The organism is Campylobacter subantarcticus LMG 24377 (assembly GCF_000816305.1).
In the GTDB taxonomy this organism is placed as follows: domain Bacteria; phylum Campylobacterota; class Campylobacteria; order Campylobacterales; family Campylobacteraceae; genus Campylobacter_D; species Campylobacter_D subantarcticus.
This window is the reverse complement of sequence record NZ_CP007773.1, coordinates 227,852-253,217: the sequence shown is the minus strand read 5'-3', so window position 1 is coordinate 253,217 and position 25,366 is coordinate 227,852. Positions and strand designations below refer to the sequence as shown.

The following is a 25,366-nucleotide window of genomic DNA, read 5'->3' as shown; positions in this document are numbered from 1 at the left end:
ACCTTAGCCCTTATTGTTTATTTTTTACATTTATCCAAAAGTTCTTTTGCATGTTCAATTTGCTCTAACACAACCTTAGTACCAGTTCCACCATAAGATACTCTTGCATCTATACAAGTTTCTAAAGCAATTGCTTCATAAATATCTTCTTGGATATTTTGATTAAATTGATGGAATTCTTCCATACTAAGTTCTTCAAGCATTTTCCCATGTTTTATACAGTAATTTACCGCAGAACCTACAATACTATGAGCCTCTCTAAAAGGTATGTTTTTTCTCACTAAATAATCAGCCATATCAGTAGCGTTTGAAAAACCTTTTGCAACTGCTGCTCTTGTATTATTAGTATTTACTTGCATTTTTTCTATCATAGGAGTTATAATTTTTAAACTTGCCATTAAAGTATCCATAGAATCATAAACTTGCGCCTTATCTTCACTCATATCAGTATTATAAGCAAGTGGAATTCCTTTCATGATGGTCAACATAGCCATAACATTCCCATACATTCTACCTGTTTTACCACGCATTTTTTCAGCTACATCAGGATTTTTCTTTTGAGGCATTATGCTTGAACCAGTGCAAAAATCATCACTTAATTCTATAAATTTAAAATCTTGACTTGAAAAGATAATCACTTCTTCACAAAAACGACTAAGGTGCATGAAACACATTGCAGCAATAGCAGTAAATTCAACCATATGATCTCTATCACTTACACTATCAATGCTATTTTCTGTTGGTTTAGTAAAGCCTAGTTCTTTAGCACAAAAATGTCTGTCTATATTAAATGTAGTTCCACCAAGTGCAGCTGCTCCTAAAGGACACTCATTCATTCTTTTATATAAATCCTCAAAACGAGAATAATCCCTACTTAACATCCAAAAATATGCCATAATCCAATGTGAAAAAAGCACTGGCTGACCCGTTTGCAAATGCGTATAACCTGGCATAATAGCTTTGATATTTTTTTGAGCTTGATGGATAATTTCTTCTTCTAAAGCAATAATTTGACCTAAAATTTCTTTAATAACTGCCCTCATATGCATTTTTGAATCAAGTGTAGTTTGGTCATTTCTACTTCTTGCGGTGTGAAGTTTTCCACCTACTGAACCTACGATTTGTGTCATTCTTTTTTCTACAGCCATATGAATATCCTCATCAGCTATATCAAACACAAAGGTTCCATTTTGAATTTCTTCTCTAACTTGTTCTAAGCCCTTAATGATAGTTTTTGCTTCATCTTCTTTTATAATACCTTGTTTTGCAAGCATAGTGCAATGAATTATACTACCTTGTATATCAAAAGGAGCAAGTCTTGGCTCAACTAATAATGAAGCAGTATATTCTTCAACTAATTTATTTGTAGGTAAATCAAAACGCCCACCCCATAATTTTTCTGTTTTGTTAGACATTTATTATCCTTTCATTAAAAAATTATGGGTAATTTTATTTGAATTTATTTTAATTTAGCTTAAAATTTTATTTCTATAATAAAAAATTTTAAAAATTTATAATTTAATAATAGAATTTTTTGAAAATTTTTAATACACTAAAAGCTATTTTTTTAAGAAAACTTTTTTTAGAATGCTTTGTTAAAAACTCTACTATATCTCTATGCCCAAACATCAACGCAAAAGTAAAAGGTGTCATACCAAGACCATTATTTTCATCAATATTTGCTCCATGTTCTACCAAAAGCTTACACATAGGTAAATATCCTTTAAAACACACCCCTGCTAATGGAGTTTGCCCTCTATCATTTTTCTCATCTACACTCGCACCATTTTCTAGTAAAAACTTTGCACATTCATAAGCATTATGATAACTTGCAAGCATTAAAAGACTATCGCCTTTATGATTTTTTAAATTCACACTCAAACCTGCTTCTATCATAATCTTTAAATTTTCTACATCATTTTTTCTTGCAAAATCAAAAGCCATAGCGCAAAGCTCTTGAATTCTTTTTTCTTCTTCATTGCTAAACATATTTTTCCTTTATAATCTTTAGTTTGCCACTTTTAAAGTGGCAAGTAAAAATTACATTTTCAAAGCTTTTTTAACGCCATTTGCATATTCACTTGAAATTTTTTCAAAATGACTTAATGCTCTTTGTATAATTTTTTCATCAACCCCACTCATAGAAGCAGCAATATTTTTAAATAATTGCTCTTTTTGATCTTGATTCATTATATCAAACAAGGCTCTTGGTTGGGTGTAAAAATCATTATCAAGTGGAGCATATCTTTGCGCATTACCTTCAAGTGCTAAGTCAGGCTCTAGGTAATTTTTATCTTCTTTTGGGCTATCATCATAACTATTTGGCTCATAATAAGCAAGGCCATTTTTGTAAGTGTCAAAATTCATAGCACCTGCTACATTATAAGTATTTACTTCACTTTTTGCACGATTAACTGGTAATAAATGATAATTTGTCCCTATGCGATATCTATGTGCATCAGGATAAGAAAAAATTCTAGCTTGCAACATTTTATCAGGACTAAAACCAACACCAGGAACAATATTGCTTGGACTAAATGCAGCTTGTTCTACTTCATTAAAGTAATTTTGCACATTTTTATTAAGTACTAATTCACCTATTTCAATTAAAGGCACAATACTATGTGGCCAAACTTTAGTTAAATCAAAAGGATTAAAACCTAATTTTTCTGCTTCATCTTCTTTTAAAACTTGAATTTGGAAAGTCCATTTTGGAAAATCTCCTTTTTCAATAGTCTCATATAAATCTCTTTGATGACTTTCTCTATCATTTGCTATTAAATTTGCCGCTTCTTCGTTGGTTAAATTTTTAATACCCTGCTTTGTTTTAAAATGAAATTTCACCCAAAATCTTTCGTTTTTATCATTAATCAAACTATAAGTGTGACTTCCAAAACCATGCATATGACGATAGCTTGCAGGAATTCCTCTATCACTCATTAAAATAGTAACTTGATGTAAGCTTTCAGGACAAAGGCTCCAAAAATCCCATGCAGCATTATTGCTTCTTAAATGAGTTCTTGGATCTCTTTTTTGAGTGTGGATAAAATCAGGAAATTTATATGCATCTCTTATAAAAAATGTTGGAGTATTATTACCTACTAAATCCCAATTTCCTTCTTTAGTATAAAATTTAATAGCAAAACCTCTTACATCTCTTTCTGCATCAGCTGCACCTGCTTCGCCTGCAACGGTTGAAAATCTTATAAATAAAGGTGTATTTTCTCCAAGCTGTAAAACTTTTGCCTTGGTGTATTGAGAAATATCTTTAGTGATTTTAAGCTCCCCATAAGCACCGCTCCCTTTTGCATGAACAGTTCTTTCTGGAATTCTTTCTCTGTTTTGACGAGCAAGCTTTTCAAGCAAAATATAATCTTGCATTAAAAGCGGGCCTTTAGCACCCGCACTTAATGAATTTTGATTATCGGCGACAATATTTCCAAAATCATTAGTTAGTTTTCTCATTTTTTCTCCTTTTATATAAATAATAATTTTTATTATTTGATAAATTATATTATCTAAATATTAAAATAAAATAAAATTCGTAAGAAAATAAAAAATGATTGTAAAATTATTATTTTTCAAAAAATAATCTTTTTTTAAGCATAAATATTTTTATTTTGTATTAAAATTGTTAAAAAATAAGAAAAGTACTCTTATTTTAATATTTTTACTACAAAATCGACACAAAAAAAAGGGGAACTCATGGACAAAGAAACAAGAACTTACTATATTAAATTAGTGAAATTTCTTGCAGAAGCTTTAGGAAGAAACTACGAAATAGTCTTACACGATGTAAGTGAAGATGGAACCAACATAGCAGAAATCGCCAATAATCACATCAGTAAAAGAACTATAAATTCACCTCTTACAGGCTTTGCTATCGAGATGATCAAGAATAAAATTTACCTTGAGCGCGATTACATCACACACTATAAAACTTCAGCTAAAAGTTCACAAGTGATGTCAGGATCAACATTTTTTATCAAAAAAGATGAAAAACTTGAAGGCTTACTTTGTATCAACCACGACACCTCTGCGTTTAAAAAAATTTCTGATGAAATTTTAAATCTTGGCAATATCTACGACAACTCTTATGAAAATCTAGAACAAGAAAACAAAGAATATATCAAGCTTAACTTGGAAGAAATTATCGAAGATATCTCAGGTGTAGACATAGAAACATTTAAAAATAAAAGCTTAAAACCCAAAGAAAAGCAAAAAATCATTGCAAGTTTGTATGAAAAAGGAGTGTTTAATGTCAAAGGGGTTATCCCTAAAGTTGCTGATATTTTAAGTATTTCAGAACCTAGTGTTTATAGACATTTGCAAAAAATCAAATAAGGGTAATTTTTCAAAAAAAATAATTTTTGATACAATAACGCTTTAATAATCTTAACAAAAGGAAAAATATGGCTGATGATATGATAGATGAACAAGGCGAATCAAAGAAAAAAGGTGGCAATACCTTAGTAATTATTATCGTTGTATTTTTATTTGTCTTTTTACTTGTGATTGTAGGTGCAATTGCTTATCTAATGTTTAGTAGTGGCTCTGAAGAAAATCCTACCCCGCAAACTGAAAAAAGCACACAAGTTGCACAAGCTCCTAAAAAAACTAATGCAGTAGCAACAAGAGGGAGTGATTATTCTAACATCGGAGTGATGTATCCTTTAGCGCCTTTTACTTTAAATTTATTAAGTGATGGCGGATCAAGATATGTAAAATGCACCATTCAACTTGAACAAAATGTCGAGACTCTAACTCCTGAATTAGACAAAAAAGTTGCTATTATTAGAGATATTATCATTAGAACGCTGACTTCAAAAACCTTTGAAGAAGTAAGCACAACCAAAGGCAAAGAAAGATTAAAAGATGAATTAACCGCCAAAATCAATGAGATTTTAACCGATGGTTTTATCAAAAATATCTATTTTACCGACTTTGTAGTTTCTTAATGATAGGCTGTGATATCGTCGTATGCTCTCGCATAAAAAAAATTTATGAAAGACACAAAACGCTTTTCTTGGATAAATTTTTATCCAAGCAAGAGCAAAGCTATATCAAAAGCACCAACACCATAGCAGGATTTTGGGCTATCAAAGAAGCTGCTTCTAAAGCTTTGGGAGTTGGGATTTCTAAAGAATGTTCTTTTTTTGATATCATCATTTCCAAAGATGATAAAAATGCTCCTCATGTTTGCTTTTCTCAAAAAGTAATGCAAGAATTTAAAATCAAATCAACTAGTGTAAGCGTAGCACATGATGGTGGTTTTGCTATAGCAGTAGTTGCTATAGAAACCAAGCAAGGTTAAACCTTGCTTACATATAAAGTCCACCATTAACTTTTAAAATTTCTCCTGTGATGTAAGATGAATGATCACTCAATAAAAACGCCACAGCTTGTGCAACTTCACTTGCATCAGCAAAACGCTTTAAAGGGATATTGCTAATATAATTTTGTTTGATTTCATCACTCAAAACTTCTGTCATATCACTTTTTATAAAACCTGGAGTAATGCAGTTATATCTTATATTTCTTGCTGCACCCTCTTTAGCAAAAGATTTAGTTAATGCTATCATACCACCTTTACTAGCACTATAGTTAGTTTGGCCGGCATTTCCCATTTCTCCTACTATAGAAGCGATGTTTACAACCGCACCAAAACGCTTTTTACTCATAGTTTTTAACGCCTCTCTACAACCTAAAAAGCTTGAATTTAAATTTGCATTAATTACTGATGAAAAATCCTCCATGCTCATTCTAAGGGCTAATTTATCATTAGTAATACCTGCATTATTAACTAAATAACTAAGCTCACCATCACTTTCTACAATAGTTGCAATAGCGCCGATAAACTCTTCTTCAACACTTGCATCAAATTTAATCACAGCTGCACTGCCGCCACTTTTTTCTATCTCTTCTTTTAGTGCATCAGCAAGTTCAGGCTTACTTCTATAATTAATCCAAACTTTTAAACCATTACTTGCTAATTCCTTGGCAATCGCCGCACCTATACCCTTGCTTGCACCTGTTATTAAAACATTTTTTCCACTAAATTTCATTATTCTCCTTTAAAATTAAAATAAAGCCTCATCCATTTCTTTTGGGATAGGTAAATTTAAAATTTTAAGCACGCTTGGTGCTATATTACTAAGCCCCATGCCTTCTTTTAACTTTTCCACCCCGTTAGCTTCCACAAAAGCAAAAACATCAAAGGTAGTGTGATTAGTGAGTATATTTTCATTTTCATCTCTCATCGCTTCACAATTTCCATGATCTGAAGTGATGATAAAAGCATAACCATGCTCTCTTGCTTTTGCAATAACCCTACCTAAACATTCATCCACGCATTCAACCGCACTAATCGCAGCTTCAAAATCACCCGTGTGTCCTACCATATCGCCATTTGCAAAATTGACTATGATAAAATCTATACCATTTTCTATACCCTTAACCACCTCATTTGCGACTTCTTTAGCACTCATTTGAGGTTTTTCATCATATGTTTTTACCTTAGGACTTGGGATTAAAACTCTTGTTTCATTGCACTCTAACTCTTCTTTTCCCCCATTAAAGAAAAAGGTCACATGGGCATATTTTTCCGTTTCGGCTGTGTGAAGTTGACTTAAATTTGCATTAGCTATTACAGAAGCTAAAGTATTGTTTAATTCTTCTTTTTCAAACATCACAGGTAGTTTAAAACTCTCATCATATAAACTCATGGTAATGGCATTTTTTATAAGTACTTCTTTTGGAAATTCATCAAAACCTTCTTGGGTTAAAGAAGCAACCAATTGACGCATTCTATCGTTTCTAAAATTAATAAAAATCACCCCATCTTCTGCTTTGATCCCATCAAAGTTTTGGCTAACAACTGGGGTTAAAAACTCATCTGTGATATTTTCATCATAACTTTTTTGTATAAATTGCACAAAATCATCACACTTTGGTGCCTTAGCAAATAAAGCATCATAATAAGATTTAACTCTATCATAACGCTTATCTCTATCCATAGCATAAAATCTTCCCGATAAAGAAGCAAAATTAATTTCTTCTTTTTCGCAAAATTCTTGTAAAGATTTGATAAATTCTAAAGCGGAATTTGGCGGACAATCTCTACCATCACTAATCGCATGCACAAAAACATCTTTGCTGGCAGATTTGCAAATTTTTAATAGCGCATTAAAATGCGTATGCATAGAATGCACCCCACCATCACTATAAAGCCCTACGACATGCACTCTTTTACATTTTTGCAATAATTCTTTTAAGGCTTTATTATCTTTTAAAGTATCATTTTCTATGGCTTTATTTATTTTTACTAAATTTTGATAAATTATTCTTCCACTGCCTATACACATATGCCCTACTTCGCTATTTCCCATTTGATCTTCTGGCAAGCCAACAGCCAAACCACTTGTTTTTATCAAAACATTAGGAGTATTTTCAAAAAGCTTATCATAAGTTGGCTTTTTAGCATGAAAAAAAGCATTATAATTGGAATTTGTATTATGTCCTATACCATCAGTGATGATTAAAATGCATTTTTGACTCATTTTTCACTCTTTTTTATAATTTATTTATGTGATTTTACTAAAATTATGCTTTTAAAAAACAAATATAAGGTTAAAATTTTGCTTTATCTTACAGAATATACAAATTATATGTTTTTTTCTTATATTAGCGTGCGTGCTGGTTTTGCATTTTTTATCGCTTTATTTTTGAGTTTATATTTAATGCCAAAATTTATTAAATGGGCACAAAATAAAAAAGCAAACCAACCTATCTATGAATACGCCCCACAATCACACCAAGCCAAATCTCACACTCCTACTATGGGTGGACTTGTCTTTATTTTTGCAACCATTGTGGCTAGTGTTTTAAGCGCTGATTTAAACAATACTTTTATAATTGTTGGCTTATTATGTTTGGTATTATTTTGTGCCATAGGCTTAGTAGATGATTTGGGTAAGATTTTAAAAAAAGACAATCATGCGGGATTAAGTCCTAAAATGAAGCTTTTAGGGCAATTTAGTGCAGCTTTTATTTGTATTGCACTATTATATTTTTTCAATATTAACACTGAATTTTATCTGCCATTTTACAAGTATCCTGTTTTTGATGGTGGAATATTTATGTTATTTTTATGGGTTTTAGTTATTGTATCTAGCTCTAATGCTGTAAATTTAACCGATGGACTCGATGGTCTTGCAACTGTGCCTTCCATATTTTCTCTTTTAAGTCTTGGGGCTTTTTTGTATTTAAGCGGGAATGCTATTTATAGTTCTTATTTATTTTTACCCAAAATTCAAGGCTTAGGAGAGCTTGTAGTATTAAGTGCGGCTTTAGTTGGTGCGCTTATGGGATTTTTATGGTATAACTGCTATCCTGCACAAGTTTTTATGGGAGATAGTGGGAGTTTAAGTATAGGAGCGTTTTTAGGCTATCTTGGCATAGTAAGTAAAAATGAAATTTTACTTTTACTCATAGGATTTGTTTTTGTTTTAGAAACCATTTCAGTAATTTTACAAGTAGGAAGTTTTAAAATTTTTAACAAAAGAGTATTTAAAATGGCACCTATTCATCATCATTTTGAAAAAATAGGTTGGGTGGAAAATAAAATCATCGTGCGTTTTTGGATGATAGCCTTACTTGCAAATATCATCGCATTAATTAGTATAAAGTTAAGATAATGAAAATTTCACTTTTTGGCTACGGAAAAACCACCAAAGCTTTTGCACAATGTTTTGGAAACTGCGATATTTATGATGACCATTTTACAAGTATTAGCAAAGATGAATTTGGCAATACTCTTTTACCACCTTGCAACTTTAACCCCTCTAAAAGTGACTTAGAAATTCCAAGTCCTGGCTTTCCAAATGATCATTTTCTTATACAGCAAGCAAAAAATTTAAGCAGTGAATATGATTTTTTTTATGATGCTATGCCAAAAAGTGTTTGGATTAGCGGAACAAATGGTAAAACCACTACCACGCAAATGGCTCACCAACTTTTAAAACACATCAATGCACAAATGGGAGCAAACATAGGAACTCCTTTAGCACAAATGGATACCAATGCTAAATTATGGATTTTGGAAAGTTCTTCTTTTTCGCTTTTTTATACCAAAGTAGCCAAACCTGAAATTTATGCGCTTTTGCCTATTACACCCGATCATCTTTCTTGGCATAAAAGCTTTGAAGATTACGAGCAAGCAAAACTTAGCGTACTTGATAGAATGAATGAAAACGATGTAGCAATTTTACCCAAAAAATACGAAACTTATCCAACCCATACTTATGTTATAAGCTATGAAGATGAGCAAGATTTAGCTAAAAAAATGCAAATTGACTTAGAAAAAATTCATTTTAAAACGCCATTTTTACTTGATGCACTAATAGCTTTAAGTATAGAAAAGATCATTTTAGACCGCTGTTCTTATGAGCTTTTAAATGAGTTTAAAATAGAAAAAAATAAACTTGAAGAAATATTTGATCATAAAAATAGACTTTGGGTAAATGATACTAAAGCGACTAATCTGGATGCTAGTTTAGCTGCTCTCAAACGCTATAAGGATAAAAAAATTCATCTTATCCTAGGCGGAGATGATAAAGGCGTAGATCTAAGTGCTTTATTTGTTTTTATGAAAAGTCTAGATATAGAACTTTACGCCATAGGAAAAAGTACCCAAAAAATACTTGATTATGCAACAAATGCTAACCTAAAAGCGCATTCTTGTGAGATTTTAGCTCAAGCTGTGAAAAAAATCCACCTGAGTCTAACTCACGATGAAGTAGCCCTGCTAAGTCCTGCTTGCGCAAGTTTGGATCAGTTTAAATCTTATGAAGAAAGAGGTGAAGTTTTTAAGCAATGCATTCAAGATTTAAACTAGATCTTTTTGGATGCAAAACTTTAAAAACTCGCATAATTTACTAAAATTTTCATTAGGCTTTTTGCTTTTGTGATAAATCAAACAAAGTTCTCTTGAAATTTTAAAATTTTTCAATCTCACTTGAAATAACTTTTTATTTTCAAGCTCTTCTTTGACACTAAATTGCGGTAAAACCGCCAAAAAATCGCCATGCTTTACAAGTTCTTTAATCATAGCCGTAGAATTAAGCTCATAAGCGATATTTAATCTTACATCTTTTGGCAAAGCACTCATAAAAACTTCTTTTGCACCCGAACCATGCTCACGTGTTAGCCATTTAAAAGAACTAAGCTCATCTATGAAAAAAGCTTTTTTTAGATCTTTATTACTCACAACAATAAGCTCATCATCACAAATTTTAATCTTTTTTATGTCTTTATCTTTGCAAATTCCCTCAATCAAACCTATATCCACCTCTTTATCTAAAACTGCTTTGATAATGTTTTTGGTATTGTCCAAAGATAAAATAAGCTTAATATTTTCGGTTTTTTGGTCTAAAAAACTACCGAGTAAATACGTGCCAACATTTTGACTAACCTTTAAATTTAACTCATAACTTTGATCATTTTGCATGGATTTTTCTATGCGTTCTAACTCTAACATCAAAGGTTCTACTTGCTTTAAAAACAATCTACCTTTTTCATTTAAACTAAAAAATTTAGCATTTCTATCAAACAAAAGAGTATTTAAGCTTTTCTCAAGTTCTGAAATCGCTAAAGACAATGCTGATTGAGTTATGTTTAATTCTTTGGCACATGATCTTAAATTTAAATTATGACACAAGGCTTGAAAATACCTTATCTGCTTTAAAGTCATTTGCGCTCTTTTTGATAAATTATTTATATCATTATATCAAATAAAATTAATTTTACTTATCATTAAAAAGACAATAAAATTGCATAAACGATCACAAAAAAAAGGAAACCAATGCATAAAAATATATATAAAAATAGAAAATTTGAAGCATTTTTGCTACTTTTTACTTTAGCTTTTTGTTCTTATGCTATTTCTGAACTTAGTGTTTTTAAAAATCTTGGAATTTCGGCTTTGATTATAGCTGTATGTTTAGGGGCTTTAATAGGCAACTTAGCACATCAAAATGCTAATTTGCTTAAAAAATCAGGTGTTATTCAAATTGCTACTAAAGAAATTTTAAGACTTGGGATCATACTTTATGGTTTTAGAATTACTTTCTATGATCTAGAAATAGTTGGGATAAATGGCATTTTACTTGCATTTTTAGTAGTATTTTCTACTTTTTTTATAGGACTTTTTCTAGGAAAACTACTCGGACTTGATCTCAAAGAAAGCATACTCATTAGTAGTGGATCTAGTATTTGCGGGGCAGCAGCTATAATGGCGAGCGAAAGCGTAGTTAAGGGTGGGCCTGCTAAAGTTGGTGTGGCAATTTGTACTGTGGTGGTTTTTGGAACACTAGGAATGTTTTTATACCCTTTGGCTTGGAATTTGGACTGGTTTGATTTTTTTAGTCTAAAACAAATGGGTTATTTTATGGGAGCAAGTTTACATGAAGTCGCTCATGCAGTTGCAGCAGGTGAGGCAATACAAGCAGGCAATGGCACAGTGATAGAAAAAATGATGCGTGTTTTAATGCTGGTGCCGTTTTTACTTTTTTTAACTCTTTTTTCTGTAAAATTTTTGAGCAAAAACGACAATAAAATTTCAATTAGGTCAAATATTCCTTATTTTGCCTTATGGTTTTTAGTAGCATGTGGAATTAGCTCGCTTGAAATACTCAACACTAATTTTGCATTAGACTATATCAAGCCAAGCATACAAACCTTAGACACCCTTTTACTTTCCATGGCTATAGTAGCTTTAGGAGTGAATATCCATAAAAATGTTTTAAAAAATGCGGGTTTTAAACCATTTTTAATGGCATTTATGCTTTTTATATGGCTTATATTTTCAAATATTATTCTTGTAAAATTTCTTATGTGATCTCCTAGTTTTTTCTAGGAAATTATCTATTCTTAAACCATTTTTTTCAACTTCCTAATCTCAAATAGCAATTTGATATACCCCCCCCCATACCAAGTTTTATTAGCTTGTATAAGAGCCTCTCCTAGTTTATAAGTTAAACATTCTTTTTCTTTTAAAGCTTCTTTATAATCAGGATAGCTTTCTAATGGGGGTAATGCTAATGAGGGATCTTTTTTTATTTTTTCTTGATAGATTTTTTGTTCTTGTTTATATCTATCATATATATATGATAGCACAAAAGGCATTCTTATATAACCTAGTATAGATTTAGAATTAACTATCATAGCTTGACCTAGTTTATAAGAAAGTTGGTTTTGAATTCTTGCTTTGGCTGAGCTTGGGCTAATCATAGTTATTTTAGGCATAAAATCATTCATTTTAACACCGAGTTTTTTTGATAATTGTTTTGTTTGTAGTTTTTTATTGATTAAATCTTGTTCTAAATTAGAAATTTCAAGTTGTTGTTTTTTTATGGGTAGGGAATTTATAGTATTTTGAAATTGACTTAATTGATTTTGTAAATTTGTTTTTTCATTGATTAGACTTTGCTTTTCGTTAGTTAAATTTGTGATTTGAGTTTGCAAAGGAGCTAGTTTTCTTGGATCCATTATAGAACAATACTCATCTATTATTTCTTTATACCACTCTATTGGAGGTATTAAATGATTGAAATCATATTCTTTTGGGATTTCTATGTTTTCATTGGCTAGGGCTTCAAAATCAATTTCTTCTGTATGATAATTACCTTCAGGAGAAGCTAAAAGAAACCCTATAAGATTAAAAAACTTGTTAGATTCTAACTTAACTTCTGTGTTACTAGTCACTAAAAATTTTCTATCATACATATCAAAAAAATAAGAAAAGCTATGGTTAAAAATTCTTTCATATATTTTATGATTTATAAAATCTTGTATAATTATTTTCTTTTCTCCTTTATCATTCCAAAAATGAAAACCTAGAATATTTAATCCAACAGCACTATAATCAAATTTTATTATATTATTTAATTCATAAACTCTCTCAGAACATAACCAACTGCTTTTTATTTTAAACATATTATTATCAACATCTATCATACTATCTACGGAGTAAAAATAAAATTTTGGATTGTCATTTTTCATATCCGCTCTTTTAGGATAAAGAAAGTTATGAATATTATTTGCAATATTTTTACCCAATTCTCTCATAATAAAATCAAAATCATGAGCCTCATCTCTTTGAATCAAACCATAAAAATTGTTTAAATGAATTTGATTAATATCAATAATATTAAAGCCATATTTAACTGCAAGTTTTTTATGTAGATTATTTACTAGTTTAACACAATCTTTGTTAAGCCATTTCTGAGGTGTAGGAGAAATATAACACACTATTTTCTTTTTTAAAAAGAATAATTCTTTATAAAACCAATTAATAACTTGATACGATTTGGTAAAAAGTTCTAATGTATTGTATTGTGCAATATCATGAGTATTTGATCCAGTAATAATTAAATCAGCATTTTTTAATGATTTTTTATTTCTTACTAACTCATATAAATTTTGCATAGCTGGTGTTCCACCTAATGATAAATTTAAAACTTCAATATTTTTATTTAACAATCCTTGCGCTATACCATCTTTGAAACAAAAATGACTTTCACCAAGCAAAACAACATTATATTTTTTCATATCACACCTCAAATTTAATTAACAAATTAGCCCTATAAATATAAAACTAATAAACTAAAATACAATAATTTTATTTTGTTATTTTATTAATCCAAATTCCCATAGCTATAACTACTATAATTTGCCCTAAAAAACCCTTGAAATACACTAAATAATCTTAATAAAAACTAACAGGCGTTACATCGCCAAATCCTATGGTAAGCATAGTAACTCCGCTAAAATAATAACAATCAACCAAACCTTTTATTCTATTTTGAATTTGAGGTTTTAACTCATCGTCCAAAGACCAAAAATTATGAATTCCTCTTATAGGGGTTTGAAATTGCACCTCTATAACTTTTTCTTGTAAATTTATAATGTCTTGACTTTTATTTTTTGAGTAGCAATTAACATTCTATTGTAATTATCTACATCACAAGAAAAATAATACAAATTCGCATACACAAACCATATCAAAACATAAACATATAAAATAATAAAAATTTTTTTTAATATTAATCTTACTACTAAATACTAATAAGCAAAAAAACCATCAATGCTATAGCCACATAATAAGAATAATATTTAAAGTTAAAAATAAAATTTCAGAAGTAATTTTACTTGTTACATAAATAGTAAATTTATCAAATAAAAACTACAAAATAAAGACACCATAGCAAGCAAAGTCCAAATAAAAAGAAATCATTTGGTGCTTTTGTGATAAATTAAAAGTCTATGGTGCAACATTAGCGAATCAGTAATAAAGGTTTTTTAGCCTTAGTTAAAATATCATTTGTCAAACTACCAAATAAAATACTTTTTAACCAGTGATGTGAATAAGCCCCCATAATCAACAAATCTATATCATTTTGCTCACCAAAATCAAACAAAGCCTGAGTAATCTCTCCATTTAAATGCTGAGTTTGCACATTTAAATTTGCTTCTTTAAAAATTTGACTTACTTGAGCTAATAACTCACAAGAAGCTTTTTCATCTTTAGAAACATTTACTACATAACGCTTTGCTTCTTTAAAAATAGGTCTTTTAATGGCTTGCTCTATGGCCTTTTTAGCCAAATTACTCCCATCATAAGCCATCATCACGCTTTTAATCTCTTTAAAAGCAGAATTTACAAGCAAAATAGGCACATTTAAAGCTCTTACTAATTCTTCTGTATGAATACCTATTTTATTTTTCTTACCTCCGCCTTTTAAACCTGCTATAGCTAGCCTTATTTGATCATTGTATTCTTTTAAAACTTCTTCTAAGTCTCCATCTCTTTGCACACTAAAGCATTCTTTTACACCTTGTTCTTTTGCATAAGCACAAAATTCTTCTAAAATTCTTTGCCCTTTTTTGCAAAGATTTTCATTCTTTTGGCTTTGCTCTTCTACCAAATCTTCAATCACGCACCCACTAGCACCTATGCCAAAACTACAAGCTAATTCCGCATTAGTAAAATTTGGTTCTATGGTATATAAAAACATTAAAGGTAAATCTAACTTTTTAGCTAAATACACCCCATAATACAAACTTTCCCTACAAGGCTCTAAAACATCCACGCAGACTAGAATTTTTTCCATTTAATATCCTTTTGTAGTATTAATCTTGTGCTTTTTGTGCTATCAAAACACCTTCTATAATCTTTTTAATATCTCCATCTAAGATATTATCAACCTGTGAAAATGCTTCATTAGAACGTGTATCTTTAACCTGCTGATAAGGAAAAAGCACATAAGAGCGGATTTGATGACCCCAACCTATCTCACTTTTTTCGCTTGAATTAGCCTCGTCTTGTTGTTTCATAAGCTCAAGCTCATAAAGGCGTGATTTTAGCATTTTAAAGGCTGTGGCTTTGTTTTTGTGTTGGCTTCTATCGTTTTGGCACTGCACTACTATACCACTTGGCATATGAGTTATACGCACCGCTGATTCAGTTTTATTAACATGCTGTCCACCTGCCCCGCTTGCTCTATAATAATCAATCCTTATATCTTTTTCTTCAATTTCTATTTCTATATCATCATCAAGTTCAGGTGAAACCATCACACTAGAAAAACTCGTATGGCGACGCCCTGCACTATCAAATGGAGAAGTTCTTACCAAACGATGAATGCCATTTTCAGCTTTTAAATAACCATAGGCATTTTCGCCTTTTACTAAAAAGCTTACATCTTTAAGCCCTGCTTCTTCACCTTCTTGAAAGTCAAGTGTTTCTACTTTAAAACCCTCTCTTTCGCAAAATCTCAAATACATTCTATAAAGCATGCTAGCCCAGTCATTACTCTCAGTCCCACCTGCTCCAGGATGAATAGAAACTATGGCATTTTTACCATCATTTTCTCCACTTAAAAGCATAGAAATTTCAAGATTTACAATGAGATCTTCTAGTTTATTTGCATCTTCAAATAAAGCTTCTATGGTATCTAAGTCATTTTCACTATTAGCAAGATCAAAAAGCTCGCTAGCATCATTTAAAGCATTAAAAGCGTTTTCGTAGTTTTTTAATAAATTTGAAATTTTAGTTTTTTCTTTACCTATAACTCCTGCTTGCTTTACATCACTCCAAAAAGAAGAGGAGTTTTCTAAATTTTCTATTTCTTTTAACCTTGCTTTTATCTCTTCAGGCTTAATAATAGAAGCAATATTTCCAACTTTGTTTTTTAATTTTTTTAAAAGTTCACTGTATTCGTAATTATCCATAAAAATTTTCTTTCTAATTTTGATATAATTTAATCTTATAATTTTAGCAAAAATTAGAAAGAAATTATTAGTTTTGCTTAAATTTCTTTTTCAACTTCCTAATCTCAAATAGCAATTTGATATACCCCCCCCCCATACCAAGTTTTATTAGCTTGTATAAGAGCCTCTCCTAGTTTATAAGTTAAACATTCTTTTTCTTTTAAAGCTTCTTTATAATCAGGATAGCTTTCTAATGGGGGTAATGCTAATGAGGGATCTTTTTTTATTTTTTCTTGATAGATTTTTTGTTCTTGTTTATATCTATCATATATATATGATAGCACAAAAGGCATTCTTATATAACCTAGTATAGATTTAGAATTAACTATCATAGCTTGACCTAGTTTATAAGAAAGTTGGTTTTGAATTCTTGCTTTGGCTGAGCTTGGGCTAATCATAGTTATTTTAGGCATAAAATCATTCATTTTAACACCGAGTTTTTTTGATAATTGTTTTGTTTGTAGTTTTTTATTGATTAAATCTTGTTCTAAATTAGAAATTTCAAGTTGTTGTTTTTTTATGGGTAGGGAATTTAAAGTTTGTTTTAAGACAATATTATCTTGCTGAATTTTATCTTTTTCTTGAGATAATTGAATCTTGTTTTGTTCTAATGAAGAAATTGTAGAATTTAGTATACTTATTTGATTTTGCAAAGGCTGTAATTTAATTGGATCCATTCTAATATTATATTCTTCTATAGCAGTTTTATAGTCTTCTACTGGGGGAACTAAATGAGTAAAATCATATTCACTATCAACCTCAATATTCTCATTTTGTATAAGTTCAATTTCTTCACTAAAATCAAATTTTCCATTTTGATCAGCTAGAAGAAAGGCTGAGATGTCCACGTAGTTTAGTGTACTTTTTTTATTCTCAGAAAATACAACCATAAACGAATTTTCAGTTGCAGACTCATCCATACTAAATTTAATGTAAGTATCCCTATCAATCACAAAATGTTTTTTTATATCCAAAAACGTATTAAAACATGCTGCTGCCTTTACAACACGATATTTAGCATTAGAAATAACAACATTTCCATAGCTTTGTCTTTTCTTTGTCCAATTTCTTATCTTAAACTCCTCATTATATGTGTGCATACCTATTAAAATATAATTTTCATATTTATTTGGGAATTTTATCTTAACATCTTTATCTATTCTATATACATCGCATTCTTGAAACAATACATGTTTTCTTAATGTGTGCTTTAAATTATTTCCAAATTGCTCAAGTTTTTCAGGGGTCAAATATATAAAATTAGGATTATCTGTTTTTATATTATCTTTAGAATATTTAAAATACAGAATATTATCTACAATATTTTTTCCAAGATTATACATAATAGTATGAATTTGATGAACCGGATCTGGATGCGATGAAAAGAAATTTAAAATTTCATGTTTTTCGTAATAGTTGTGTATATCAATACTATTAAAACCATATTTATTACACAATAGCTTGTGAATATTTCTTATATATTTTTCAATTTCATTTTTACGAGTATTTACTAGTAATAAATTTAAAATTCTTTTGTTAATTTTATACAATTCTTCATATAACCAACAAGTATTTCTAATACACTCTTCAAAACTAATATCATCAAATATAACCCTATCAACATCCGCTAAATTACATTCCAAAACCACTAAGTCCGCTTCTTTTATACGTTGTTTGTATTTCAATATTGTGTAAATTTTACTAGAAGCGATCGAACCACCGATAGATAAATTATCAAAATCAATATTTTCCTGAGATAGCCCAGCTCTAAGCCCTCCAGGTAGAATAGAATTGCTCGCCCCCATTATTAAAATTTTGTACTTTTTTTTCAACATAAATGCTCCAACTAAATTTTTAATGAATATTTTATTATATTTTTGCTATAATAAAAATAAAAATTACTAGGCAAGGTATAACATTAATGAAAAATAAAATACAAGAACGTATCATACAAACACTCCAATCAACAGCAGATGAATATGAAGTAGAAGAATTAAAAACGGCAAATGAAAATACAAAACTATATAATGGCTTTGGAGGTTGTCTAGACTCTCTAGCCCTAGTTAGCTTGGTTGCTGATCTAGAAGAACTTCTAAGTGAAGAATTTGATAAAGAGGTTATTCTAGCAGATGAAAAAATGATGAGTGCTAGAAACTCTCCATTTAAAGATGTAGAAAGCCTAACTGAGTATATAGTAAAAAAACTCCAAGAGCAAGAATAATGCAAAAAATCATCATTATCACAGGAACTAGAAAAGGCATAGGTAAAGAATTAAGTGAATATTACTTAAAACAAAATCATATAGTTTGTGGTTGTTCAAGAGGCAAAGCAAGCATAGATCATAAAAATTACAGACATTTTGAATTAGATGTTTGTGATGAAAAAGCTGTAGTTTCTATGGCAAAAAGCATAAAAAAAGAATTTGGGAAAATCGATATTTTAATTAATAATGCGGGTATTGCCTCAATGAATCACACCCTAACAACCCCGTTTAAAAGTTTAGATAATATTTTTAAAACTAATGTCTATGGTAGTTTTTTGTTTATAAGAGAAGTTTCAAAGATCATGAGTCAAACTTATAAAAAAGAGCAAGTTGCTATGCCTTATAGGATTGTGAATTTTTCTACTGTTGCAGTTGCTTTAAGGTTGGAAGGAGAAGCTATATATGCTGCTTCAAAAGCAGCGATTTGTAATTTAACTCAAGTTTGTGCTAAAGAATTAGGTTCATTTGGCATTACTTGCAATGCTATAGGGCCTACTCCTGTACCAACTGATTTAATTAAAAATGTCCCAAAAGATAAAATACAAGATTTGCTTAATAAGCAAGCTATAAAACGATTTGGTAATTTTCAAGATGTTGCCAATGTGGTTGATTTTTTTATTCATGAAAAAAGTGATTTTATAACAGGTCAAATTGTGTATTTAGGTGGGGTAAATGGCTGAATTTAAAAATGCTTTTTTGAATAAAATTTTCAACACTAATCAAGAACAATATGCTTTAATTTATGAAGCACAAAAATACACCTACAATGATTTATACAATAATGTAATTAATAAAATCAGCATGTTAGCAGATCTTAAAAACATAGATATTGTAGGTATTGTGGGTGATTATGATTTTGAAAGCATTAGTCTATTTTTAGCGTGTATTGAGCTAAATAAAATAATCGTTCCATTTATCAATGAAAGTGAGATTGACAATAAACTTGCTGAAATTAATTGTGATATTTTATTTAAAAACAGCCAATATGAGTTACAGAAAGAACATCACAATAATCATGAATTAATCCAAAAACTCATAGATACTAATAAACCTGGATTAATTTTATTTTCTAGTGGTAGCACTGGTAAACCTAAGGCTATGATACATGATCTTGATAAAATTTTAAATGTTTATCTCAATAAAAAAACAAAAAAACTTAATATATTATTGTTTTTAATGTTTGATCATATAGGTGGTTTGAATACTTTATTTAACTGCCTTAGTATGAATGCTTGTGCAATTGCTATAAAGGAAAGAAAAAATATCGAAGCTCTAGCCCAAGCCATAGAAAAATATCAAATTTCACTTTTGCCTGCTTCACCTTCTTTGCTTAGTTTAATGTTGGTAGCAAATGTGGTTGAAAAATACAACTTAAATTCTTTAAAGGTTATTAGCTATGGCACAGAAAGGATGTCAGAAACTTTGCTAGCGAAATTAAAACAAACTTTTCCAAAAGTTAAATTCCACCAAACCTTTGGTACAAGTGAGGTGGGTATTGCTCAGACAAAAAGTTTTGGAAACTATATTAAGTTAGAAAATATAGCATATAAAATTATTAATAACGAACTTTTTTTAAAAAGCAGTATGCAAAGTTTGGGCTATCTAAATGCAGATAATTCTGTTTTTACAGATGATGGGTATTTTGCTACTGGTGATTTAGTTGAAGTCATCAATGAAAATGGTGAAGAATATATTAAAATTATCGGAAGAAACAAAGAAATCATCAATGTTGGCGGGGAAAAAGTTTTACCTCAAGAGGTAGAAAGTGTGTTAATACAACTGCCTTTTATACAAGATTGTTTAGTTTATGGACAAAATAACCCTCTAACAGGTCAAAGTGTTTGCGCAAAAATTATATTAGAAGAAAATGAAATCTTTACTGCACTAGAAGCTAAAAAAAATATAAGAATATTTTGTAAAGATAAATTAGCTAGTTATAAAATACCAACTAAAGTAGAAATTGTTCAAAAACTAGAAATTAGCGAGAGATTTAAAAAAATAAGGATATAATTTCTTAAAGCAAATTATAAAATATTTAAAGTGAGAAATATGCCAAAACTTTTTTTAATGTCTTTAGGTTGTAATAAAAATTTAGTTGATAGTGAAATCATGCTTGGAAGATTGAGTGATTATGAAATTTGTGATGAGCCAAGTATAGCCGATGTTTTGATTGTTAACACTTGTGGCTTTATCGATAGTGCAAAAAAAGAAAGTATAAATGCGATTTTAGACCTACACGAGCAAAGAAAAAAAGACTCATTGCTAGTTGTAACAGGCTGCTTAATGCAACGCTACCGCGAAGAATTGATGAAAGAACTTCCTGAAGTTGATCTTTTTACCGGTGTGGGAGATTATGAAAAAATTGATGAGATGATACTTAAAAAAACTAATCTTTTTTCTAATTCTACTTACTTACAAGATAAAAATACTAATCGCGTGATCACAGGCTCTAACTATCACGCCTTTATCAAAATAGCTGAAGGCTGTAATCAAAAATGTTCATTTTGTGCTATACCAAGCTTTAAAGGAAAACTCAAGTCAAGAAGCTTAGAAAGCATTATAAATGAAGTAAAAGAACTTGTTAAAAAAGGCTATAAAGACTTTTCTTTTATCGCTCAAGATACAAGTTCATATTTGTTTGATCAAGGTCAAAAAGATGGACTTTTAAAACTCATTGAAGCCGTAGAAAATATCCAAGGTGTAAAATCTGCTAGAATTTTATACCTATATCCAACAAGTATTAGCAAAGAAGTGATAGAAAAGATCATCCAATCAAAAGTTTTTGTAAATTATTTTGACATGCCTTTGCAACACATTAGCGACAATATGCTTAAAATCATGAAGCGTGGAGCCAATAAAGCTAAATTAATCGAACTTTTAAATTTAATGAAGCAAGCACCAAATTCTTTTTTGCGTACAGGTTTTATCGTGGGTCACCCCGGAGAAAGCGATGAGGACTTTGAAGAATTATGCACCTTTATCAAAGAATTTGGTTTTGATAGAATTAGTGTTTTTGCATATTCTAAAGAAGAAGATACTGCAGCTTTTGACATGGAGCAAATTCCAAATAAAATCATCAATGCAAGGTTAAAAACTATAGAAAAAATCGTTGATGAGTGCATAGAAAAAAGCTTCAACCAACAAGTTGGCAAAAAAACTTTAGCATTTTGTGAAGGTCAAAGCTCTGAAGGAGAATTTTTCATCGGTGCAAAAGACTTGCGTTGGGATAGAAATATAGATGGAGAAATTCTCATTAATGAAAGTGATTGTGGAAATTTAGAAATGGGCGAGCTTTATGAGTGTGAAATCACGCAGAGCTTAGACAAAAAACTCATTGCAAAAGCCTTAAGAAAGCTTGATGATTGATAACAAATACTTAAATCATTTAAAGCAGGGGAAAAATCTTTTAGCATTTTCTCACGGGAGTGATTCTAGTGCTTTGTTTTTCATGCTTTTAGAAAAAAACATAGATTTTGATCTTGCTTTTATAAACTATAAAACTCGTAAAAATAGTGATAAAGAAGAGCAAAGTGCTAAGGAACTAGCCAAGCGTTTTCATAAAAAAATTTATATCAAAACCGCACCCAAAATAACTAAAAATTTCGAAGCACATGCAAGAGCTTTGCGTTATGAGTTTTTTGAAGAACTTTGTCAAAGCCATTGCTATGACAATCTTTTACTAGCTCATCATTTAAATGATAAACTAGAATGGTTCTTAATGCAATTTTCCAAAGGCGCAGGGTTTAGAGAATTACTTGGTTTTAAAGATATTGAAAAAAGAAAACATTTTACCATTATAAGACCCTTGCTTCAAACCCCAAAAGAAGAAATTTCAAACTATCTAAAAGAAAGTAATATCAGCTATTTTCATGATGAGAGTAATGATGATGAAAGATATTTTAGAAATTTTATACGCAAAAATTTTGCAAATGAGTTTTTAAAGCTTTATCCAAATGGGGTCAAAAAAAGTTTTACCTACCTTGAAAAAGATTTAAAAGAAGAAGATATTTACGAATTTAAAAATATCTACATTACCCATAAAGATGAAAGCTTAATCGCAAAATGCTTTAAGAAACTCGGAGTGCTTTTAAGTGCTAAACAAAGGCAAGAAGCATTAAAAGGTGATGGGGTAATTTCACATAAAATAGGCATTGTTTATATGCAAGAAAAAGTTTTGATTTTTCCTTTTGTAAGTTGTGAAAAAATACCAAAAGACTTGAAAGAAATTTATAGAAAAGCAAAAATTCCTAAACTCTTAAGAGCATATTTATATATAAAAAACATTGACACAAAAGAGCTTATACAAGCTCTTTTGTGATAGTTTCAAAAAGTTCTTTTACTCTTGCTTCTAAAAAGTCTTTAAATTCAACACTTGTAGCTTCAGCACGCATGATAAGATACGGGCTAGTATTAGAAGCACGCAAAAGCGCCCAGCCTTCTTTAAAGGTGATTCTAACTCCGTCAATTTCATTACAATCAAGCACATTTTCAAAAGCATTAGCTTTTACTTTTTCTTTAAATTTTTCTATAATTTGAAATTTGTTTTCTTCGCTTACTTTAAGCCTGATCTCTTCACTTGCATACAGTTTTGGTAGCTTTTTAATGAGTTTTTCTAGATCATACTCATTCGCCAAAAGCTCTAAAGTTCTTAAAAATGCGTAAATTCCATCATCATAACCAAAATATCTATCTTTAAAGAAAATATGGCCACTAAGCTCTGCTGCAATGTCGATATTTTGCTCTTTCATCATTTTTTTAATATTCGAATGTCCGGTTTTACCCATCATAATAAAACCAAATTTCGCCACCTCATCAAAAAGATTTTTAGAACATTTTACCTCACCTAAAACTCTAGGATTTTCAATATTTTTAGCAAACAAATAACAAAGCTCATCGCCTTTAAATACATAGTCTTTACTTGCCACCACCAAACGGTCTCCATCTCCATCAAAAGCAAAACCCATTTTTGCGTTTTCATCTTCATTTAACGCAACTTGCAATGCATGTAAATTTTCAAGCTCTGTTGGATCAGGTGCATGATTTGGAAAGGTTCCATCAGGATTTTCAAATAAAATTTGTGCATTAAGGTTTAATTTTTCTACCAAAGGTTTTATAATCACTCCAGTAGCCCCATTTGCACAATCAATGATGATTTTTTCTTTATAATCTTTAAGATGTGAAAAATGCTTCACTAAAAAATCTATATATAAACTTTTAATATCATAGTTTTCATATCTTAAGTCATCATTTATTTCAAGCTCTAAATACTCTTGCACTTTTAAAGAAAGCTTCTTTAAGTCAGCACCAAAAAAACTTTCTTTGTTGATTGTGATTTTAAACCCATTATACTCCTTTGGATTATGTGAGCCTGTTATCATGATATTTGCGTCAAAAATCTCATCGAAAAACAAGCTAAAATATCCCATAGGAGTTGGTGCTAAGCCTATATTAAACACTTGCATATTAGCTTTATTTAAACCACTGATTAAATAGTTAAAAAGTTCATTAGCACTATATCTTGCATCATAACCTACGCTAACTTTCTCACAACCTCTTGCTCTCATTTCCAATCCCAAAGCATGACCTATAGCTTTTACACTTTTTTCATTAAGTTCACTCGGGTAAAGTCCTCTTATATCATACTCTCTAAAAATCAAATCCAACATCTTAATCCTTTTGTTTTCTAAGTTCTAATTTTACCTGTCTTAAACTCTCTTCTAAATTTTCATTTTTACTTGATAAACAGAGTTTAATGTCTAACTTTGCTTTTTGCTCTTTCAGTTCAAAAGTGTATTTTTGTATGAAATTTTCAAGCATTTGAAGTTTACTTTGCACAAAAGCTATATTTTCATTTTCAAAAACAATGATAAAACAATCCTTATCATCTTTAAAAATTCTAGCATGTAAAGCTTTTTTTAAAATTCTTCCAAAGTTATACAACACAAATTCCCCCATTTTCAAACCATTTTGGTGGTAAATTTCATTGATGTTTTTAACTTCCACCAATGCTAAATGAAAATTTTCAAGTCCTTGTGCATATCTTCTTAAAGCTTTTAAGTTTGGCAAATTAGTTAAAGTATCAAAAAAAGCTATTTTATAAGCTTTATACGCCAAAAACCCTATCAACACCAAAGAGGCAAATTCATAATAACCTAGGTCAATATTATTATAAAATAAAAACTGCACGCTTAAACCCATATAAGCTAGTAAAAAATGAAAATCATTATTTTGAAAATATGAAAATAATAAAAATATAAATCCTACCCAAAACACACAATAACTCAACTCGCTAATAGGGGTAAAAAAATGCGTTGATAAGCCAAAAATTTCACTTGTAATGCTTGCGTTAAAGTTGGTGCTTGTGCTAAGTATCAATGCTACTAACCCCATAAAAGCCAAATAAGCAAATTTAATAAGGTTAATTCTTTCAAATACGAGCTTGCTATCTTGTAAAAACACAAAAAGCACAAAAGAAAAAGGTAAAAACACCGAGATAAACAAATGCGCTTGATATTCACTTGCCACTAAAGATAAAGCCCTAGCACATAAAATCAACAAAAGCAAGAAAAAAATCTTATTTTGCTTAAAAAAATAAGCTAAAAATAAAGCTAAAAACTCCAAAACAAAACTAAAAGAAGGTAAAAAAGATAATAAAACTAAACTCAATCAAATAACCTTAACTTAAAAAATAATTTTAAAAATTATACAACAATTTTGAATTATTTTTTAACGCATGTTATAAGTAAAATTAAAATAAAAATAAACATACCTGAA

At 29.9% G+C, this 25,366-nt stretch carries 24 protein-coding genes; 11 read left to right on the top strand and 13 right to left on the bottom strand.

Going from position 1 to position 25,366, the window contains the following annotated elements:
* Nucleotides 1-17: 17 nt before the first annotated feature.
* The 3 genes from argH to CSUB8523_RS01420 form a co-directional block, all read right to left on the bottom strand.
* On the bottom strand, nucleotides 18-1,415 hold the full coding sequence (argH, locus tag CSUB8523_RS01430; protein ID WP_043019390.1) for an argininosuccinate lyase: 1,398 nt from the start codon (nucleotides 1,413-1,415) through the stop codon (nucleotides 18-20).
* Nucleotides 1,416-1,518: 103 nt separating this feature from the next.
* Nucleotides 1,519-1,989, bottom strand: a complete 471-nt coding sequence (locus CSUB8523_RS01425; protein ID WP_043019389.1) for an ankyrin repeat domain-containing protein — start codon at nucleotides 1,987-1,989, stop codon at nucleotides 1,519-1,521.
* Nucleotides 1,990-2,040: 51 nt separating this feature from the next.
* The gene (locus tag CSUB8523_RS01420) at nucleotides 2,041-3,465 is read right to left on the bottom strand and encodes a catalase (protein WP_043019388.1); all 1,425 of its coding nucleotides are present in this window, start codon (nucleotides 3,463-3,465) and stop codon (nucleotides 2,041-2,043) included.
* 240 nt (nucleotides 3,466-3,705) lie between these two features.
* Here CSUB8523_RS01420 and CSUB8523_RS01415 point away from each other — a divergent pair, with 240 nt between their 5' ends.
* The 3 genes from CSUB8523_RS01415 to acpS all read left to right on the top strand — a co-directional run bounded on the left by CSUB8523_RS01415 (nucleotide 3,706) and on the right by acpS (nucleotide 5,314).
* Complete coding sequence (locus CSUB8523_RS01415; protein ID WP_043019387.1) at nucleotides 3,706-4,344, top strand: YheO-like PAS sensor domain-containing protein; 639 nt, start codon at nucleotides 3,706-3,708, stop codon at nucleotides 4,342-4,344.
* Nucleotides 4,345-4,424: 80 nt separating this feature from the next.
* Nucleotides 4,425-4,958 (top strand): flagellar basal body-associated protein FliL, encoded by a 534-nt coding sequence (gene fliL / locus CSUB8523_RS01410; RefSeq protein WP_392389819.1) that lies wholly within the window; start codon nucleotides 4,425-4,427, stop codon nucleotides 4,956-4,958.
* Nucleotides 4,958-5,314: a holo-ACP synthase gene (gene acpS, locus CSUB8523_RS01405; RefSeq protein WP_039662739.1), complete on the top strand. Its 357-nt coding sequence runs from the start codon at nucleotides 4,958-4,960 to the stop codon at nucleotides 5,312-5,314. Before fliL ends, acpS begins: the two co-directional genes overlap by 1 nt.
* Nucleotides 5,315-5,321: 7 nt before the next feature.
* Here acpS and fabG read toward each other — a convergent pair whose 3' ends face one another.
* A complete protein-coding gene (gene fabG / locus CSUB8523_RS01400) occupies nucleotides 5,322-6,065 on the bottom strand; it encodes a 3-oxoacyl-ACP reductase FabG (RefSeq protein WP_039662737.1) in 744 nt (247 codons plus the stop codon).
* A gap of 15 nt (nucleotides 6,066-6,080) precedes the next feature.
* Complete coding sequence (gene gpmI / locus CSUB8523_RS01395; protein WP_039662735.1) at nucleotides 6,081-7,559, bottom strand: 2,3-bisphosphoglycerate-independent phosphoglycerate mutase; 1,479 nt, start codon at nucleotides 7,557-7,559, stop codon at nucleotides 6,081-6,083.
* A 45-nt stretch (nucleotides 7,560-7,604) separates the two neighbouring features.
* On the opposite strand from gpmI, the gene mraY reads away from it, so the two are divergent.
* Together mraY and murD are read left to right on the top strand one after the other, a co-directional pair.
* Nucleotides 7,605-8,696, top strand: coding sequence for a phospho-N-acetylmuramoyl-pentapeptide-transferase (gene mraY / locus CSUB8523_RS01390; RefSeq protein ID WP_392389818.1), 1,092 nt, complete (start codon nucleotides 7,605-7,607; stop codon nucleotides 8,694-8,696).
* On the top strand, nucleotides 8,696-9,895 hold the full coding sequence (gene murD / locus CSUB8523_RS01385; RefSeq protein WP_043019385.1) for a UDP-N-acetylmuramoyl-L-alanine--D-glutamate ligase: 1,200 nt from the start codon (nucleotides 8,696-8,698) through the stop codon (nucleotides 9,893-9,895). The genes mraY and murD overlap by 1 nt, the downstream gene beginning before the upstream one ends.
* Here the strand turns inward: murD and CSUB8523_RS01380 are convergent.
* Nucleotides 9,887-10,750 (bottom strand): LysR family transcriptional regulator, encoded by an 864-nt coding sequence (locus CSUB8523_RS01380; protein ID WP_039662731.1) that lies wholly within the window; start codon nucleotides 10,748-10,750, stop codon nucleotides 9,887-9,889. The two genes, murD and CSUB8523_RS01380, sit on opposite strands and share 9 nt — an antisense overlap.
* A gap of 111 nt (nucleotides 10,751-10,861) precedes the next feature.
* Between CSUB8523_RS01380 and CSUB8523_RS01375 the strand changes: the two genes are divergently transcribed.
* Nucleotides 10,862-11,896 carry a YeiH family protein gene (locus CSUB8523_RS01375; protein WP_052243645.1) on the top strand — a complete coding sequence of 345 codons (1,035 nt, stop codon included), beginning with the start codon at nucleotides 10,862-10,864 and terminating at the stop codon, nucleotides 11,894-11,896.
* Between the two features lie 32 nt (nucleotides 11,897-11,928).
* On the opposite strand, the gene CSUB8523_RS10370 is transcribed toward CSUB8523_RS01375, so the two are convergent.
* The 5 genes from CSUB8523_RS10370 to CSUB8523_RS10335 form a co-directional block, all read right to left on the bottom strand.
* Entirely contained in the window at nucleotides 11,929-13,608 is a 1,680-nt protein-coding gene (locus CSUB8523_RS10370) for an alpha-2,3-sialyltransferase (RefSeq protein ID WP_043019384.1), read from the bottom strand.
* 157 nt (nucleotides 13,609-13,765) lie between these two features.
* Nucleotides 13,766-13,936 carry an ion channel gene (locus CSUB8523_RS09710; protein ID WP_082019357.1) on the bottom strand — a complete coding sequence of 57 codons (171 nt, stop codon included), beginning with the start codon at nucleotides 13,934-13,936 and terminating at the stop codon, nucleotides 13,766-13,768.
* 397 nt (nucleotides 13,937-14,333) lie between these two features.
* Complete coding sequence (locus CSUB8523_RS01365; protein WP_043019383.1) at nucleotides 14,334-15,170, bottom strand: universal stress protein; 837 nt, start codon at nucleotides 15,168-15,170, stop codon at nucleotides 14,334-14,336.
* Between the two features lie 19 nt (nucleotides 15,171-15,189).
* Nucleotides 15,190-16,290, bottom strand: a complete 1,101-nt coding sequence (gene prfB, locus CSUB8523_RS01360) for a peptide chain release factor 2 (RefSeq protein WP_039662722.1) — start codon at nucleotides 16,288-16,290, stop codon at nucleotides 15,190-15,192.
* Between the two features lie 104 nt (nucleotides 16,291-16,394).
* A complete protein-coding gene (locus CSUB8523_RS10335; RefSeq protein ID WP_043019382.1) occupies nucleotides 16,395-18,164 on the bottom strand; it encodes a hypothetical protein in 1,770 nt (589 codons plus the stop codon).
* A gap of 86 nt (nucleotides 18,165-18,250) precedes the next feature.
* On the opposite strand from CSUB8523_RS10335, the gene CSUB8523_RS01350 reads away from it, so the two are divergent.
* Genes CSUB8523_RS01350 through tilS form a run of 5 tightly spaced genes read left to right on the top strand, consistent with a single transcriptional unit; the run spans nucleotide 18,251 to nucleotide 22,910 of the window.
* Nucleotides 18,251-18,550, top strand: coding sequence for a hypothetical protein (locus tag CSUB8523_RS01350; RefSeq protein WP_039662718.1), 300 nt, complete (start codon nucleotides 18,251-18,253; stop codon nucleotides 18,548-18,550).
* Nucleotides 18,550-19,272: an SDR family oxidoreductase gene (locus CSUB8523_RS01345; RefSeq protein WP_043019381.1), complete on the top strand. Its 723-nt coding sequence runs from the start codon at nucleotides 18,550-18,552 to the stop codon at nucleotides 19,270-19,272. The genes CSUB8523_RS01350 and CSUB8523_RS01345 overlap by 1 nt, the downstream gene beginning before the upstream one ends.
* A complete protein-coding gene (locus CSUB8523_RS01340; protein ID WP_043019380.1) occupies nucleotides 19,265-20,602 on the top strand; it encodes an ANL family adenylate-forming protein in 1,338 nt (445 codons plus the stop codon). Before CSUB8523_RS01345 ends, CSUB8523_RS01340 begins: the two co-directional genes overlap by 8 nt.
* A gap of 39 nt (nucleotides 20,603-20,641) precedes the next feature.
* Nucleotides 20,642-21,958 (top strand): 30S ribosomal protein S12 methylthiotransferase RimO, encoded by a 1,317-nt coding sequence (gene rimO / locus CSUB8523_RS01335; RefSeq protein WP_043019379.1) that lies wholly within the window; start codon nucleotides 20,642-20,644, stop codon nucleotides 21,956-21,958.
* Nucleotides 21,948-22,910 (top strand): tRNA lysidine(34) synthetase TilS, encoded by a 963-nt coding sequence (tilS, locus tag CSUB8523_RS01330; protein ID WP_082019356.1) that lies wholly within the window; start codon nucleotides 21,948-21,950, stop codon nucleotides 22,908-22,910. Before rimO ends, tilS begins: the two co-directional genes overlap by 11 nt.
* Here the strand turns inward: tilS and CSUB8523_RS01325 are convergent.
* A complete protein-coding gene (locus CSUB8523_RS01325) occupies nucleotides 22,891-24,258 on the bottom strand; it encodes a phosphomannomutase/phosphoglucomutase (protein WP_043019377.1) in 1,368 nt (455 codons plus the stop codon). The genes tilS and CSUB8523_RS01325 overlap by 20 nt on opposite strands.
* A gap of 1 nt (nucleotide 24,259) precedes the next feature.
* Nucleotides 24,260-25,258 (bottom strand): hypothetical protein, encoded by a 999-nt coding sequence (locus CSUB8523_RS01320; RefSeq protein WP_043019376.1) that lies wholly within the window; start codon nucleotides 25,256-25,258, stop codon nucleotides 24,260-24,262.
* Nucleotides 25,259-25,366 lie beyond the last annotated feature (108 nt).